Annotated in this window: 15 protein-coding genes; 3 read left to right on the top strand and 12 right to left on the bottom strand. The window is 31.2% G+C overall.

Features of this window, described 5'->3' with window-relative positions:
- Positions 1–40 precede the first annotated feature (40 nt).
- On the bottom strand, positions 41–1,516 hold the full coding sequence (guaB, locus tag N456_RS19985; protein WP_062061108.1) for an IMP dehydrogenase: 1,476 nt from the start codon (positions 1,514–1,516) through the stop codon (positions 41–43).
- Between the two features lie 376 nt (positions 1,517–1,892).
- Between guaB and N456_RS19990 the strand changes: the two genes are divergently transcribed.
- Together N456_RS19990 and N456_RS19995 are read left to right on the top strand one after the other, a co-directional pair.
- Entirely contained in the window at positions 1,893–2,693 is an 801-nt protein-coding gene (locus N456_RS19990) for a phosphatase PAP2 family protein (protein WP_062061111.1), read from the top strand.
- A 167-nt stretch (positions 2,694–2,860) separates the two neighbouring features.
- On the top strand, positions 2,861–3,196 hold the full coding sequence (locus N456_RS19995; RefSeq protein WP_062061116.1) for a hypothetical protein: 336 nt from the start codon (positions 2,861–2,863) through the stop codon (positions 3,194–3,196).
- A gap of 181 nt (positions 3,197–3,377) precedes the next feature.
- Here N456_RS19995 and N456_RS20000 read toward each other — a convergent pair whose 3' ends face one another.
- The 5 genes from N456_RS20000 to N456_RS20020 all read right to left on the bottom strand — a co-directional run bounded on the left by N456_RS20000 (position 3,378) and on the right by N456_RS20020 (position 9,726).
- Positions 3,378–3,683: a hypothetical protein gene (locus tag N456_RS20000; protein WP_062061118.1), complete on the bottom strand. Its 306-nt coding sequence runs from the start codon at positions 3,681–3,683 to the stop codon at positions 3,378–3,380.
- Positions 3,684–3,959: 276 nt separating this feature from the next.
- Complete coding sequence (locus N456_RS20005; protein ID WP_062061121.1) at positions 3,960–4,436, bottom strand: hypothetical protein; 477 nt, start codon at positions 4,434–4,436, stop codon at positions 3,960–3,962.
- A 488-nt stretch (positions 4,437–4,924) separates the two neighbouring features.
- Positions 4,925–6,163 carry a DUF3999 family protein gene (locus tag N456_RS20010; RefSeq protein ID WP_062061125.1) on the bottom strand — a complete coding sequence of 413 codons (1,239 nt, stop codon included), beginning with the start codon at positions 6,161–6,163 and terminating at the stop codon, positions 4,925–4,927.
- A complete protein-coding gene (locus N456_RS20015) occupies positions 6,147–8,519 on the bottom strand; it encodes a DUF2339 domain-containing protein (protein WP_062061128.1) in 2,373 nt (790 codons plus the stop codon). The genes N456_RS20010 and N456_RS20015 overlap by 17 nt, the downstream gene beginning before the upstream one ends.
- Positions 8,520–9,240: 721 nt before the next feature.
- A complete protein-coding gene (locus N456_RS20020) occupies positions 9,241–9,726 on the bottom strand; it encodes an N-acyl homoserine lactonase family protein (RefSeq protein ID WP_062061130.1) in 486 nt (161 codons plus the stop codon).
- Positions 9,727–9,743: 17 nt separating this feature from the next.
- Here N456_RS20020 and N456_RS23835 point away from each other — a divergent pair, with 17 nt between their 5' ends.
- On the top strand, positions 9,744–9,920 hold the full coding sequence (locus N456_RS23835; RefSeq protein WP_240315566.1) for a winged helix-turn-helix transcriptional regulator: 177 nt from the start codon (positions 9,744–9,746) through the stop codon (positions 9,918–9,920).
- Positions 9,921–10,212: 292 nt separating this feature from the next.
- Here the strand turns inward: N456_RS23835 and N456_RS20025 are convergent, their stop codons facing one another.
- From N456_RS20025 to N456_RS20050, 6 genes are all read right to left on the bottom strand, one after another.
- Positions 10,213–11,652 carry a hypothetical protein gene (locus tag N456_RS20025; protein ID WP_062061133.1) on the bottom strand — a complete coding sequence of 480 codons (1,440 nt, stop codon included), beginning with the start codon at positions 11,650–11,652 and terminating at the stop codon, positions 10,213–10,215.
- 909 nt (positions 11,653–12,561) lie between these two features.
- Entirely contained in the window at positions 12,562–13,809 is a 1,248-nt protein-coding gene (locus N456_RS20030; RefSeq protein WP_062061136.1) for a DUF3570 domain-containing protein, read from the bottom strand.
- 54 nt (positions 13,810–13,863) lie between these two features.
- Positions 13,864–14,073 (bottom strand): DUF4266 domain-containing protein, encoded by a 210-nt coding sequence (locus N456_RS20035; RefSeq protein ID WP_062061139.1) that lies wholly within the window; start codon positions 14,071–14,073, stop codon positions 13,864–13,866.
- Between the two features lie 81 nt (positions 14,074–14,154).
- On the bottom strand, positions 14,155–15,138 hold the full coding sequence (locus N456_RS20040; RefSeq protein ID WP_062061142.1) for an FAD:protein FMN transferase: 984 nt from the start codon (positions 15,136–15,138) through the stop codon (positions 14,155–14,157).
- Between the two features lies 1 nt (position 15,139).
- Positions 15,140–15,580, bottom strand: coding sequence for a thioredoxin family protein (locus N456_RS20045; RefSeq protein ID WP_062061144.1), 441 nt, complete (start codon positions 15,578–15,580; stop codon positions 15,140–15,142).
- A gap of 523 nt (positions 15,581–16,103) precedes the next feature.
- Entirely contained in the window at positions 16,104–16,694 is a 591-nt protein-coding gene (locus N456_RS20050) for a CHAP domain-containing protein (RefSeq protein WP_062061147.1), read from the bottom strand.
- Between the last annotated feature and the right edge of the window lie 711 nt (positions 16,695–17,405).

Below are 17,405 nucleotides of genomic sequence, written 5' to 3' on the forward strand. Positions count from 1 at the left end.
TTGATGCGTTTTTTTATTGCTTAGACAATTCTTTTTTGTGTTATCTCCTACTATAATTAGGAGCTTCTTTTGTTATAGTAACATCATGAGGATGGCTTTCATTTATACCGCTAGCGGTGATTTTTACAAAGCGTCCTTTATCCTTTAATGTCGGGATATCTTTTGCTCCGCAATACCCCATACCTGCACGCAAACCTCCTATAAACTGATGAATACTTTCTACAAGATCTCCTTTATAAGCTACACGACCTACAATCCCTTCTGGAACTAATTTTTTAATATCATCTTCTACATCCTGAAAATATCGGTCTTTAGATCCTTTTTTCATAGCTTCTACAGATCCCATACCTCTATATGTTTTAAACTTTCTTCCTTCATAGATTACTGTTTCTCCAGGAGATTCTTTAGTTCCTGCCAATAGTGAACCTAACATTACCGTATCTGCTCCTGCAGCTATAGCTTTAGGAATATCGCCCGTGTATCTAATTCCTCCATCTGCTATTACCGGAACTCCTGAGCCTTTTATAGCATTAGCTACTTCTAATACGGCAGAAAACTGAGGAAACCCTACTCCTGCAACTACCCTTGTTGTACAGATAGATCCTGGTCCAATACCTACTTTTACGGCATCAGCACCAGCTTCTACTAAATATTTTGCTGCCTCGGCTGTAGCGATATTACCAACTACCACTTCTAATTCTGGAAATTTTGCTTTTACGTCTTTTAATATTTCAACAACTCCTTTGGTATGTCCATGAGCTGTATCAATAACAACTGCATCTACACCAGATTTCACCAATGCTTCTGCTCGCTCAATCGCATCGCCAGTAACACCAATAGCAGCAGCAACACGAAGACGACCTAAATTATCTTTATTAGCCATTGGCTTTAAAGTTAATTTGGTAATATCTCTAAATGTAATTAATCCTACTAATGTATTTTCTTTATTTACTACTGGTAATTTTTCTATTTTATTATTTTGTAGAATCACTTCTGCTTGCTGTAGAGATGTTCCTTCTGATACTGTCACCAAATTTTCACTGGTCATTACCTCAGATATTGGGCGCTGATCATTTTTCTCAAAACGAAGATCTCTATTCGTAACAATACCTATCAGTTTATAATTATCATCTACAATTGGTATTCCTCCAATACTATGCTCTCGCATATTATTTTTGGCATCAATTACTTTTGCATCTATAGGCAATGTAACGGGATCGATAATCATACCGCTCTCTGCACGTTTTACCTTACGGACTTTAATTGCCTGCTCCTCGATTGTCATGTTCTTATGCAATACTCCAATACCTCCTTCTTGAGCCATAGCAATAGCCATTTTACTCTCTGTAACTGTATCCATCGCTGCAGATACAATAGGAACATTAAGAATGATATTTTTTGTAAACTTAGTCTGAATACTAACTTCTCTAGGGAGCACTTCGGAAAAGGCTGGGACTAAAAGGACGTCGTCATAGGTTAAACCTTCTCCAACGATTTTGGTTTCATGTGCTGTCATCGCAATTAAAATTTAATTGCGTGCAAATATATGCCTTTTTTAATGAACATCAGACTGATATCATTTTATTTTACTGTAAATTTCTTCTGTTTGATGTCTACTTACAGATTCTATATTTTTCAACTTATATTACATTCTCCTATTTTACACCTCTAATCATCTATATGTCACAAAAACAGTGTAAAAAAATTATAATTACCTGACTGGCAATCTATTTACAGAAATACATAACGTTTATTTGATGAGCAGTATGTTATTATTTCGCAAAACATTTTGATATTATGCACTATAGTAGTTTATGATCTTTTTTATCATTAAAAACAATCAATTAACATTGCTATAACAATTAGTACTTATATTTAACAAAATATCCTTAATGAACTACACTAAATTTTGCCTATCCTTATATATCAAAAACTCATTACCTATAGTCGTATTATTTTTATATTTCGGCATCACAAATGCACAATTCACTACAACTTCTATTACGGATTCAACTTTTAATACTTCTAGCCAAATAGAGTCTACTCCAAGAAAAAGATTATTTTTAAAAAGGATTTTACCTATTACCTTAATCTCTACAGGGATATTTATATCCTCTAGTAATTTTGAAAAGTCGCTCCAACAAGATTTAAGAAAAATAACAGGGGATGATTTTTATTCTAATGTAGATGATTATACTAGATATACTCCTGTAATAGAGATGTATACCGCAGATATCATAGGCATAAAATCCAAAAATCATTGGTTTGATCAAACCAAGAATCTCATTTTATCATCTATTATAAGTAAAGGAACTACAGCATTATTAAAAAAGGAGATTTCTAAAAATAGACCTGGAGCGTCTACGAATACCAACTCTTTTCCTTCAGGGCATACTTCTACAGCATTTACTACAGCTACAGTAGTATATGAAGAGTTTAAAAATTCTAATCTTCTTATTGCGTATAGTGGCTATTTTTTTGCTATTGCAACTGGAAGTTTAAGAATGCTTAATAATATGCATTATCTCTCTGATGTTTTGGTAGGATCAGGTATAGGAATAATATCTGTACAGTTAGTATATCATTTTGATCACCTCATCTCATGGAATCCTTTTAAAAAATCAAAAGGGTTAACTTTTATTCCTCAGTTTAATAAAAGCACTATGGGTTTTTATTTTACAAAGACGTTTTAAGAATAGTACTCAATCATTTACATCTAATAAATACTTAGGTTCTTATTTTAAAAACAATCAACAGGGGAAATACACCCTATAAAATTGCGTGTTTTCCCTCTACCGTATAATGATAATCTATAGTATTTTTGAATATACAGAATAGTTAAATTTATAATTCATAAACAATGGTTGTTTCGTATCAAATAGAAAATTATAACCTCCAAATTGTTAGTAATTATGCTGGAGGTGGTGGATATCAAATGGGCTTTATATATCTATATGGTAAGCATCAAGAACGCCTAGGAAGTATCGGTATTATTAAAGAGGAAAAAACACTACCTCAAAACAGACAACACAGTAATGGTACGCTCACTATTTATTTTCACGAAACCGAATTATCATCTATTCTCGAAACACTTAAACATGAGAGTTCTGTATCTATAAAATTTAATACAAGTTCGAAATGGGGAGCTATTGAAACAGGTAAAGAAACAGTAGGCAGTGGGGAGCTTGCTGCATAGCAATTAGAAGGTCTGAAAAACTAACAAGGTCATTCTCTTAATTAGCACATGGGCCAACCAGAAGTAAGAGACTGAAAAAAATATAAATTGTGAAGAATGTAATTGGTTCACAATCTGGTGACAGTGGAAGTGTGTTAAATTAATGACACCTAGTTTTTCAGATCTTTTAGTTGCTTTTTCTTTATAAGAATAACTGAATAGATTTTATATCTACTAGATATGGACTATTAGTTCTAGATATAATAGCATACTCTTCAGGAATTTCATTAACAAAAACTCTACCTATAACTTTTATATATTTATTACCATTGTGTTTTATCAATACTTTTTCTGTATCCTCATCATCTTTTAAAGAAAGAATTATTTTCGTCTTATCTTTTAAGATTATTTTGTAAGTAGAAAAAGGTTTTTTTTCTTTTTGGTGTTCGAACTTACCTATAAAAACAGTTTGTTTTCCTTCATTTTTCAGCACATACTCTAGATCCATTAGTTCTTGTTTTTTTAATTCCTTTGGGATTTTACAAGATTCAAAAAATGACGTATTACATTATAAGAAATCTACAACCCCAGAGCAAGATCACGAGGTATGCTTCTGAAAAAAATATTTTGATGTCGGGGCAAGCCTACGTGGATTTTATGAAATACGCAGCAGCATAATAGATAAACAAAATATCCGTATAAAGTTTGTTTTAATCATAGAATACGAGGAATTAAATCCTCAATAAGGGATTAATGTCTATTTTATAATTTATACTGACAATTTTTAATCTTTCAATTGTTTTCCATAATCACAATCCTTTGATAAGGCTTTTGAGTAGCTTGTTTTTGTATTCATATCCATAATAAGATATGTTTTCTTCTTTATTAGTATGGTTATACTTTCTTTTTGCCATTGAATCTTAATATTTTTTTTCTTTAGATTCTTAACATAACTATATTTACTTGCATAAGCAGTTGGCAATGGTATCTCTTTTTTAATTTTAGAGATTTCTTTTAGATCTATTGGCAATGCTAATGGATCAACTACAGCACACACAAGCCCTTCAAAATCAACATTTTCCTTATCAGGACTCAGTAAATAAGCCCATAAGGTATATGCTTCTTCTTCTAGTACTAAAGTTCTTCCTGAACTTTTGTGGGTAGATGTCATAAATATCTTAGTCGTCCTACTTTTTTTCTTTTTTTCTTTAATGTTTAGACTAAACAAAACATCAAATAGGGTTAATAATTGAGTCATCATTAGTTCATTTTATTATTTGGAGCCGTCATTATTCATTTTTACAAGGACATTACTCTTTTTTATACATACTACATCAACTTTTAAAGTTCCATACAATCTATCGGAAGCTTCATTAGCAAAGGCTTTATATCTAAGAGTTTATCCGGCTACTAACATAAGTAATTATTTCTAAAAATGCTTACGGATTCCCCTACTTAACAGGGGGGAAAACACCCCTTTTTTATCATACTTCTACTTTATATAACTAATACAAACCATTTCATACTCGAATGGCTCTTAGAACAACTCTTATTTATTTTTTTTCTAAGACAAAACTGGTTTCACTTGCATTACACTTTAAACCAAAACAAAACGATAGCCGTGGCTATCGTTTTGTTTTGGTTTCTTATGCAGAATAAAATTAATTTTAATTATGATAGTTTTTTATGAAAAACTAATATCGTGTATAAAAACAAGATTTCGATTATTCTATATTAGAGTTCTGTGTATTATTTCTTTTTCATCATAGATAATGTAAAGCCTCCTAACAATAAAATCACAACAAGCATTACTCCCCATAACCAATATTTATTGACAAATAATGGTTCTGTAACATTAGCCACTTCTCTTTCTATTTTTTCTTGTTTTCCTAATGTTACATTAGATATGTTTTGAGGAATCTTAGCAGATACATGATTAAGATCATACAGCGGTTTTTGTACTTTATCATTACCATAAACCAGATAGTATGTTGCTGGGCTTATAAAGCGTGTGACCAACTCATGCTTATATCCTTTTATATTAATTTTATTAATTTGTAAGGGTTGATTATCATGATTCTTAATTAGAATTCTTAATTTTTGTGTAATAGTGCTACTGCATATAAATACATTATCCTCTATAGAATTAAGCACTCCAGAACTTAGTTTATGATATTGAGGCACCCATTTTCCTTGCGATGTTTGGATGCTATCTGATACATACTCTATTGATATCGGTCTATAATAATCAAAGGTATCTTCTGGTGCTATCTGTATATAACTTACAGGGACTGCTGTCGAAAATTTTACATCTATAACTGTTTGTTTTGTTTTTTTAACATTCTGAATATTTATATGTTTTATTGGATATTCTTGATACTCTGCTATTGTTTTTTCTTTTTTGGTTATCGTAGCAGATTCTAGCACTGGTTTTTGATTACTTTTTATCAATATTCTAAAGTAACGATATTGAGCAGTCGAAAATTTTACCGTAGAAAACTGATAGTCCGTAAGCTCATTTTTTATAGAGAGTATACGATAGTTTTCTGTAATGGTATACCACTGAGTCTGATCTTGGCTTCCTTCTAAGGTGATCATCCAATCAAAATTGGATTGGTTAAAATCTAACTGTATTTGATTAATAGGCTCTTCATTAGGAATCCCTAATGTTATATACGACCCTTTTTTATTATATGTCGTATTTAGTATCGTAAAAGGTATCGTTTGATGAGATGCCTTCTCTTTTTGTAAGCGCAATACATATGGTGCTTCTATAGTATCATTTTTTGGTGTAATCCCAAAAACACGAACATCTGATAAGTTAGGGGATATTTTACTAAACATTTCATTAGGCAGCCCTATTTTATGCCATGTATCGGTGATATTATTCAGTTTAGTTTTATATGCATATTGATCCATCTGGGCATACCCATCACCATAATACGCAACTATTAATAGAAGGGTTACAATTTTAATTTTCTTTTTCATCACCAATAATGTTTTTGTATTTATTATATAAGAATGAAATAATCAAAAGTAGTACTCCTAATGATAAGAATACAATAGCTTTAGATATAGTTCCTAAATGCGAAATATCATAGAAAAACAATTTAAGTAATGTAATTCCAAATACTATAATTGCTAAAATCCGTAGGTATTTCTTCCTTTTCCATATTCCAATAATGATCAATAATAACGCATAAGATCCCCATAAAATACTCAAGCCTAATTTATATATCCCTTCATAACCTGCTAGGTCTAGCCAATGGATCAATTCGCTACTTACTATCCAAATCAGTGCGCAATGTAATATAATTTCAAAAGCAATTTTAAAGGTTCTGTCCAGAAATTTTTGTCGTACATACGTGTAGAGCGTAGCTAACAATCCTCCTAAAAAGATATAGGAAATATATCGTATCCCTACATACAATAATGGATCTACAGTAAATTCTGTTTCTTTTAATGCTAAATAAGTTTCTCTCAGTTCGCTTAAGACATATAGTCCTCTAGTTAAAAAACTAAATAGTACAATCAACATAACGATTATAGTGATATATCCTAAAATCTTATTTTTAAACTTTTTAATATTTACAAAAGATACTAGTATTATAAATAGTACCGTATAATTAATCAACCAAATAGCTTTAAAATTTCTAACTCCCGATATAACTTCATACTTTACATCAGAATATCCCTGAGGGGATAATAGTTGTTTTTTATACAATAGAATCTGATCCCAGTAATTGTCTATTTCTATCCAAAAAGTAAAATAACTGGTACTGATTAATAACAGTGTTATGACTACGGTAAGCATTGTATATAACCAAGATTGTTTTGGCCATGGAAATAATAGTTTTTGTCTACGATGAGTGTTATAAATGAATAGCTGAGAGATGATACATACTACCGATGTCATTAAATATATATTAAACATTGGTATTAGTTTAGTTTCTGGCTGAACTGGATCATATTGATAATACAGCTCTCCCCAATCATGTATAAGACTAAAAAAGGTTAAGAACCACAGAGGATATGACAATACTTCATATATCTTAACTTTTTTAGTTCTTCCAATCCAAAATAGTAACGCAGCTTCTCCTGCCCATAATAAGGTTACCCAATTACCATCTAATTGTACTGGGAATGCTATTGTAATAAAAGTAAGTACCATTCCTGATGCAAAATAAAACAGATTACGATTAGCTAGTTTCATTTTATACATAATAACACTAACTATAAAATGAATAATCGCGTTTACCAAAGTAAATACTCCTAAAAGTTCTTTCCCTAAGTCGTGATTACTTAACATCGAAATCCCAATCCCATAAAAAACAAATGAATTGCAGAGTTGTAAAATTACATCAGTAGTTCTAAAACTTTCTTTTTTTCTAAGCTTGTATACCAAAAAGATAAGGTAAAATAGTATAAAAAATACCGAAAGAAATGTAAACCCGAGTATAAAATGTTCTTCTGTATTATGCTCAAAAACATACCACGATAGAAAAATAATCCAAGTCAGAAAAAATGATACAAAATATAAAGGTTTCCAATATTTCTTAATAGCTATACTAAGAATCCCTATATTGATAATAGTCATATAACTAAAGAGAATTTTTACATTACCTGAACCATCACTTAATAAAAATGGTACTGCATATGCTCCTACCAATCCTATATGGGCTATAATTTGTTTATTGTAATGTATTGCTGTAAAAACAGTAAATGCTGTAAACAATAACATGAGTATAAATGTCATTGTTTGCGGAATGATATTATATAAATCATATGCCAAAAAGGTGATAAAATACATAATTGCCATAGCACCACTTACTAATACTGCACTAAAGTTTTTATATTTCTGTTTCAATTTCATCCCCACTCCTAAAAGTCCTAACCCTGTAAGATATCCTAATACAATTCTGGTTAACGGACTTATCAAATCATTCTCTATACTATATTTTGCACCAATAGCAACTCCTATGATAATAATTAAAATACCAATTTTATTGACGAGATTTTCTCCAATAAATTTTTCGATATTGGATTTCTTTTTAGGTTTTTGTATTCTAGAGACTATAGGTTTTTTCTCTGGTTGTATCGGTTTATTTTCTTCTCTAGAATGATCTGGTAGTATTTGCTCTTCCTTACTTTTTTCTAATGGTTGTATAGAAGGAATTGGTGTTGGAGGTGTTATCTGAGTATCAGGCTGAGCAACTGAGGTTTTTTTTAACTGATTTAGTTCTTCTTTTATCTTCTGTATTTGTATTAAAAAACCTTGCTGTTGTTTTGATAGGATTTCTAGTTTTTCAAAAAGTTCTCGTATTCGATCTTGGTTGTTTCCCATAGTATTATATTCTAGTGCACCTATACATCTTAGCTCACTATAAAAGCATTTTCCTTTCGACCACTAACACTATTCAACTATCTGATTATCTTTAACTATAGGGCAACTAAAAAAAAACACTGTATATCATCATTTTTTGTATTCATTATTATAGCTATAAATTCTACATCAATGTACTACTATTTAATATGTCAGTATTTTTCTATTTACAAAAATATAAGCATCCCTACTATTATATTCTAAACTTCTAATTAAGATAAAAGATTTGGTGTTATACTAGCCTATAGTAAATCTATAGAGTACATCACATCATTCTGGAAAGGTAAAACTATTTTCTGAAACAATTGTAAGTGATATACTTCGGTATTCTTTTTTTAACTCTTAGCATGCCTAGTTTTCTTTTAAAAAACTGTTGTTTGTACACGATTGGATAAATCACATTCTTTTGTAGTAAAAAAACAATACTATATAGATCTATCTTTTTTGATTACCAAATAAGCCTATGTTATAAAAAAACCCTCTAAATCAAAAGATTTAGAGGGGGTAGATTAATTATTTATATAGTATTATTTTAAAAACAGTATCAATGATAGTCTATACTTTTACACATAGGGTTTTCAAAAATCAGGTTGTATTAGAGATGATTCTATTTTTTTTACAACTCCTTACTTTTTTAGTGCTTCTTGTAATTTTTTAAAATCCTGTTTAGAGTGTTGAATAATTACTGTAGCATTAGTTTTTTTGCATAAGCTTCAAAAGCTTCCATACTCTTTAGAGTCTGTGCTACATCATAGTTAAAAGATGGAACACCTTTATTTTCTCTGTTTTTTTCAAAATGATATAAGTCTCCTGTTAATAGAATAGGCTTTTCTAAACCCGCTTCGATATATAGAACCTGATGTCCGATGGTATGCCCTGGCATAGTTTTTATAACAACTGTTCCATCGCCAAAGACATCAAAATCTCCGTTTAACTTTTTAATCTTTGTTAATTCTTTTATAGCATTATATATATTTGGATTTTTTGTTTTTTCGGAATCACTAGTTACTAAATTGTATTCATTTTCTTGTACTAACCAAGTAGCATTTTTAAAGTAATTAGCATGCCCTATGTGATCAAAATGAGTATGCGATAATGCCACATAGTTAAAATCCTCAACCTTAAAACCGATAGTTTTTAATTGATTTACTAAAGAAAGAATTACCAAATATTTCGGAACAGGTTTTGAGTAGAAAACTAAAGGCTCTAGAAAAACAAAAAATTATAACTAAAAATAATATCCCTAATACTGTCCCTATGGGTGTTTGTTATGTTCTTACGAGCAAAGGAAAGAATTTAATTCCGATTTTTAATAGCATGTGCGAGTGGGGCAAAAGCTATACTACTGATAGTGACACCTAATTTTTATAACTAAAAATTCCTTGAGTTTTAAAAAAAACTCAAGGAATTTAGAATTCATAAATAATCGATGTACTACATTATGAATCAACAGTTAAGATTAAAATCATTTTACTTAATTTATCAATATTCTTGCGTTTAACTTTTAATCGCAATCTTAACCTATAAAAGACTGATAAAACTTTAGTTTTTTAAATACACTCCTAATTATTCTCAGTGGGGCAAAAATAGCGAGATAAAAACTCTAAATTTTTCCTTAACTAAACAAAATCATTTGATTTATATATCAAAAAAACTATTGCAATTCTTTTTGTTTTTCTAGTGCTTTTTGCCATGCAGGTATAGCTTTAAAAGCAGTAACCATATCATAATCTAAGCTTATCTGCCCTGCATCCATAGGTTCAGTACCATTACGATTAGAAAACCATTTCATCCACCCTGTTGATCCTGGATCATATAATACCAAAGGAACAGTTTCACTTGGTATTTTTACAGCTGGTAGCAAGAATGATTTAAACTTATATTGTGCAGAACTGTGACATCCTAGACACCCTACTGTACTTAGTCCATGCGGCGCTTCATATTTTTTCCCACTCTGGGTAACTGCAGGACTCACTACCGCTCCATCATTGGGTCCAGAAAGTCTACCATCCCATCCTAAGGTTGCTCTAGAATATGCTGGAGAAGCCATATTAATCCAGTTCTCTGTTAATGCTTTATTTACTTTAGAAGGCACTCCTATTGCTGCTGCGGTAGTATCAATCATCTTAGGGTTATTTCCCCAAGTAGCACCTAGTGGTACCATTCTATCCCATGCTGTCTCTCCTTTATTATCTTTATCATAGACTAAAGTACTAAACACCCACCCTGTTTCTGGTGCTGCTGTACTATCTTTTACAATCATATCAAACTGCATTAGATATAATTTTCTAACCACAGTATCACTAGTTCCTGGAGCATCCTTCCCCGGAGCAACATCTGTATATACATCCCATGTTGCAGCATTTTCCATAGGAGGCCAATATTCCTGTAGTGATACAAAAGCAAACTTAACAATAACACTCCCTTCTGCAAATTGTGCATCCTCTGTACTTGACAAGTTAGGGTTATATGCCTTTTCTTTATTCTGCCCCCAAATTTTATTTAATGTCACTGCCGAAGTTTGATCATACAGTGTATACACATATGTTGTTAAACCCGCTGTTTGACTAGGTGTTAATGTCCCTGCAGGAAAACTAGAACCTACATACATCCCATGGATTGGTTCTCGTACATTTCCTAACCATATCGATTGAAACCAAGGCTCTTTAGAAGGATTCCATTGATCATATTTATATAACAATCGTGTCATATCATCTGATACATATGATTTTATAGCTTGTACATAATCATAAGCATTAGTCCTTGTAATAGCCCCATTATTAGTAACTTGTTTCCAAGGCAAAGTATCTAAGGGAGTGCTTGATAATGGATAATCATGGCGTAATGAAAATAAATTACCTTGGTATACCGATGTATCAGGAGCTGGTAAATATGAATTCTCGAAAGGAAGTATATTGCCTTTCTTCTTATGATTAATTACGCCTCTTTTACCTAATAAAGAATAGCTTGTAAAAAGTTCTTCTTTGATGATTTCTTGTTTTTCGATTACTTTAGTTTCCTTCTTCTCCTTTTTACAACGTATAAACGTGAATAAAAAAAATAATAGGAAAAAAATTGAAATGATTTTTTTCATGAGTGGCTTTTTTACAATTATACCTTACTAATTTCGAGGAAAAATTCTTAAAAAATATTTCATCATATTTCAAAAAAAATACACAAAGCACTAATAAGCAAATACTTAAACCAAACTCATTTGCTACAAATACAGCCTCTATATTTAGAGATAATATCAATAGATTTTAGTATTATTTCACAACAGTTAAAGAACCTAAAGCCAGTCTTATTATTTTTTAAAAATTCAATTGGTCGTATTCAACTATTAGAAATCAGTACTATAAAATTAATCCAGTAGATCATCATATTCATGATCGTAAGTTTATAACTAAAACTTGTATGCTACTTAAAAATAGAGGTGATCTATGCAAAAACATAATAATTGAGAATCATTTACTGTTTATCTCTAAATACGCTCCGATGGGTCTAAAAGACGTTCCGTTTAACTCTAAGAGTGCATTTTTTAACAACATAGGTTAAAAATTTAACCTCAGAGGTTAAAAATTTAGCCTCAGAGGTTAAAATTTCTAAGTAAAGGGTTAAACGTTTAACTCTTTACCTAGAAATTTTAAGAGCTCAGGTTAGACACTTCGTCTAAAAGACCCATCAGAAGGCCTCAGAGACCTTCTGATGGGTCAGTGTAGTTAAAATTTGCATCATCATTGTTAAACGTTTAGCCTTAGAGGGCTAAAATTAGGTGCTTAAAAAAATAGTATTCGATTTTTTCTTAGGGGAAATAGAATATTTTGCATAAACACTACTTTAGACGTTCTCCATAATAACAACCTATAGGTATTTAATTATTTTGCAAATCGGTATGAAGATATAGTAATACTAGTGCTCAAAACCTAGTTACGTTTCTAAACGTACTATAACACTATTATGTGTCAAATTATTTTTTTTATCTTAAAGAAATGATGATTATAGGTTACTCTATCACAAAACTAATTCCTCCCGAAAATAAACTTGCACTTAGCCCAGTACTTCGTTCATACTGTCTAAATCTAAGGTCTATGCTTTTTAAACCAAACTTCCAGATATGAAATTTTGTAAAAATATCAGTATAACTAATCCCAAAACCATATTGATTGGCATCGAAATCCGATAGATCATAATCCGAAGTATAGAATCGTGTTGTAGAGAGGTGTTTATTAAACGGGGCAAAGTAATCTGCTGCGGTTTGGTTATACCATCGATAAGATGGATATACTGTAAACTTATCCGTAATCTTAATAGGAACTTCTATACTAGCTGTATGCGAATTAATCCCCCAATTATCGGTATAGTATCTATAAAATGTGCGTACGGTTATTATCTCATTAAGGTAGTAATGTACTCTTCCTCCTAAGGCTACTTTAGTTCTAGAGTCTGGTAATCTCTCTACATCATCACCATAGGTAAACTCTTGGATCACTACATCTGGTACATCTACAAATTGTACTCGTTGGAATGGTGTGGATAGCAGGCCTTCTTGTTGTATCAGATCCAAGGATAGTGATCCTTGTAATTTCTTAGATAAAATCTGCGAAAACCCAAACCCTACTGAGTAGGAGTTACGGGACTCATCATCAAATTTAACGAATGACGGTAAATCTCTAAGTTCTGATGGATATATCGCAGTCCATGTATCGAAGAATGCATTAGCTTTTATACTTAATTCTGTATTTTTTTCATTGAATAATCGAGTATAACTCCCTCCGACTCCTATAGAGGAGTAATCATGCTCGTTTGCTGTAGACACATTGGCTGACCATATTGTATTACGATCATCACTACTATGACTATAATTAGCTGAGAGAGTAACCAAAACATCTTCTTTTGATGCTCCTGATGAGGCTACATAAGGATTTGCAGGGGCATCACCATCAAAAGGGTTTACATTACTAGAAGATGCTGATGTGTATGCAGATATCCCTGCGTCTATAGTTAGAACATCATCATCATTTAATGGTATAGAAACTACTATAGTAGGGGTTAGATCTGTCAATTCTTCGGTACCGATCCCTCCTGTTACTGCTGCATTATCTCCATCCTGGGTGTAATAACTGGTTAGAAAATCTACTTCTGTAGCTTCTAAGACTCTTTTTTTATAACTCTTACCATCATATTGTTGCTTTTCTTGAGCTACTACAAATGTTGTAATTACTAATGCTATGATTAGGGAACTTTTTTTCAAAGTAAATATATTTATATAAATTATCGTATTCTTAATTAATGTTTTAATTAGAGATTAGTTACAACCACAACCTCCACCTGTTTTACCTCCATTTGCTCCTGCTGCAGCCTCTCTATATGCTTGAAAATTTGTCTCGAAACGATCAATTTTTTTAAGCGCTAATTCCATATCAGGATCATTGATCTGAACTTTTTCATATTCTTTTACGGCTACACAAGAGTTAAGTAATAACACTAGTACTGAGGTTAATCCTATTAATTTCATTCTAATAAATTTTAGTCAACTTTTTATTCATCTCTCTTATCAAGGATATGTTTTTTATTATAAAATCCTACAATGAGAATTTTATTGATGTATTGTAATATGATTAGACGTATGAATATCTCCTTGATCATCGATAATAATACATTCTACTCCTTTTAATTGATTTATTCTATTTACTCCTGTCTCTATTCCCATCACAAAAACAGAAGTTGCTAAAGCGTCTGCCAACTCTGCTTTTGGCGCAAAAACAGTTACACTTATAATTCCTGTAGATGGATATCCCGTTCTAGGATCTATAATATGTGTATATCGTTTGCCTTCTAAAACCACATATTTTTCGTAGTTTCCAGAAGTTACGACTGCACTATTCACTACTGGCAACAATGCAAATGCATTATTTTTATTCATAGGATTAGTTATTGCCACCTTCCACTCACTACCATCGGGTTGGTTACCCCAAGTATTCATATCACCAGATGCATTTATAATCCCTGCAATTACTCCTTGTTTTACCAACAGGTCTTTAGCTTTATCAGCAGCATACCCCTTGCCTATTGCTCCAAATCCTATTTTCATTCCTTTTTTGGTAAGATATACTGTAGATTTTTCTTTATCCATAATAATATTATGATATCCTACTCTTGCTACAGATGCATTTATATCTTGCTCAGTAGGCATTGTAGTCATACTATTATCGAATTTCCAAATCTGATCCATTGATGCATAACTGATATCAAAAGCGCCATCTGTTAACTTAGATAATTGTATTGCTCTATGGATTAAATCAAAGAGTTCTTTATCTACTGTTACAGCCCGTATACCCGCATTAGTATTAATCAATGAGGTCTGAGAACTTTTATCCCACGAGGATATCAATTTTTCTATTCTAGAAATTTCTTCTACTGCTTGATCTATGTACTGATGTGCTTTTATCTTTTCTGTCGCAACAACAGTAATATCAAAACGACTACCCATTAGAGTTAACGTTCGTTTATATATCTGCTGCGAAAAACCTATATTACTTATAGTGGTTACTGCTAGAACTATAAAAAAATATCTAAACATATTATTGAATCATTGTATTTAGAATTTTTAAGTACGAGTCTGGTGTTCCTTTTTTATACCCTACTTCTCCTAATTTTTTTCCATTACTATCTAAAACAACTACTAATGGAAATCCTCCACTCTTATTATAGGTCTCTGCTAGTTCTTTATTCTGGTTCTGAAGTTCTGCCGTCAACTGGTTTTTTTTCTTTCTAGGAAAATCTGCTTTTAGAAGTACATAATGCTCCTTAGCATATTCTTTAAATATATCAGTATTTAGAATCTGTTTTTCTAGCTTTATACATGGTGCACACCAATCCGACCCAGAAAACACTAAAATAATAGTGCTATCATTCTCCTCTGCTATTGTTTTTGCTGTTTCAAAATTGGTTAACCATTCTTGTGCACTTCCTTGCTGAATCCCTAAGCATATTAAGAATATACTGATATAAATTTGCTGCATAATTATAGTACCGTTAGTATAAAACTGCTCTTTTTAGACATAAGTAGTCGTAATATATACAGAAAATTAACATGTCTTTTTAGAAATGTTTAAAAAATCTTAGATTATTAAAATAACTCAGTACTAGTCATCTTCATAGTAGACTAGGTTTATATAATGATATTTTCTGGTATACAACACTTTACCTTCTTCCTCTAACCATGTTATATATAAATCTTCAATTTAGAAATTACAATCCCTAAAAACCTTAGGTTTACTTAGTATTTCCCCATTCTGATCCTCTAGTACCATATAAGCTAACCTATGTGATTGTTTACCTTATAATGATATGGTAAACATATTTGTTCGCACATATATTTTTAAATTATATTTTCGATCAGGGCTTATGTAACTTTTATGACATTCTTTAAACTTTGGTTTTGTAAAAAAGTACCCGTACCCTGCTCCAATACGTATTAAAACCGTCAGTAATAGAATCTTTATTTTTTCATCATGATAAGTATAAATACTAAGAGAGCCTTCTTCATTTCTCTAGGGTTAACCACCCCAGTACACGATTATTATCTATATAATATGTGCCTTCTGATTGCTGTATTGATAGTTGCTCTCTACTTTTTCCAAAAGGTCCTGGATTTTGCTGGATAATAGTAATGCTATCTTGCTGTACTGCTGCAATAATAGCTACATGTCCATAGGGATTCCATAGGCTCTTATCTATAATCAAAATATCATTTTCTCTGGGAGGCACTGTAGCCCCATTATGATATTGTAATAGATTTCTCTGAGGGTTTATAACCCCATCTTTTAGGTCACTATCAAAAAAATCTTTGGCGTTACCATAGGTATCTGGCATCTGATGATTCAGATACTCATAATAATACCGTTTTACAAATTCTACACATTGATATTTAATCCCTAAGTTATATCCATCTGGTGCAAGGTTTCTACCTTCTGTATGAGATACTCCTCCGTTATAATATACTTTTACATGGTGTAGACTATCAATTACCTGCCCTGCTGTATATCGGGTATTAAAGTTTATTTTTTTGGTCATTTTTATACCAAAAAATATCAAAATTAGAATTGCGACACTACTAATTATTTTGTATTTCATTGAATAGGAGTTATATGATATAGCATACTTAGGTGTATTAAAAACTAATCAATTTTTATCTCTACTTTTTAATATATTGTTACCAACTTACATTTATTCTTCTTCCCTAAGCCCTAAACTACGGAAAATCACATTTTTTAACAAACAACTACGGCAAAACCATAGTGAGAACACTTGTTAACAATAATTATAATCTTTTGACTATTAATACATTATAACTAAAAAAGGGTACTTCTCATAACAGACAATCAAACATCTGACGTTTTTACCAAAAAAATGTTAAAAAAAGTAGGGATTTATGTCTTTTTATGGTTAAAAAAGGTGCAAAAGTAACCTTAAAATAAAAAAAAGCATTAATGTAAAAACAAAATAAAACTTATAATTTTGTTTGATAATCAAATATTTACATAACAAATATGTTGTGTAAATCATCAATAAAAATTAGTATTTAAAAAAATAAAAAATGAACTTCAAAAAACATTAGTAAGAATTTCTTTTCTACTTTTAGCTTTATCAATTTTCGCATCTTGTACAAAAACATCAATACATGATGACGTTAGTTACCAAGAATTAGAATATTATGGATCAGATAGAAAAAGTAGTGGATCAATCGGTAGTTCAGGAGGAGACGACTCGGACAACGACTACAATTAAAAAATCAATTATTGTTATATCTGTGCCTATTACTATTGCAGACCTTCGAGGTTTTGG

This window comes from Aquimarina longa SW024, from assembly GCF_001401755.1.
GTDB lineage: Bacteria > Bacteroidota > Bacteroidia > Flavobacteriales > Flavobacteriaceae > Aquimarina > Aquimarina longa.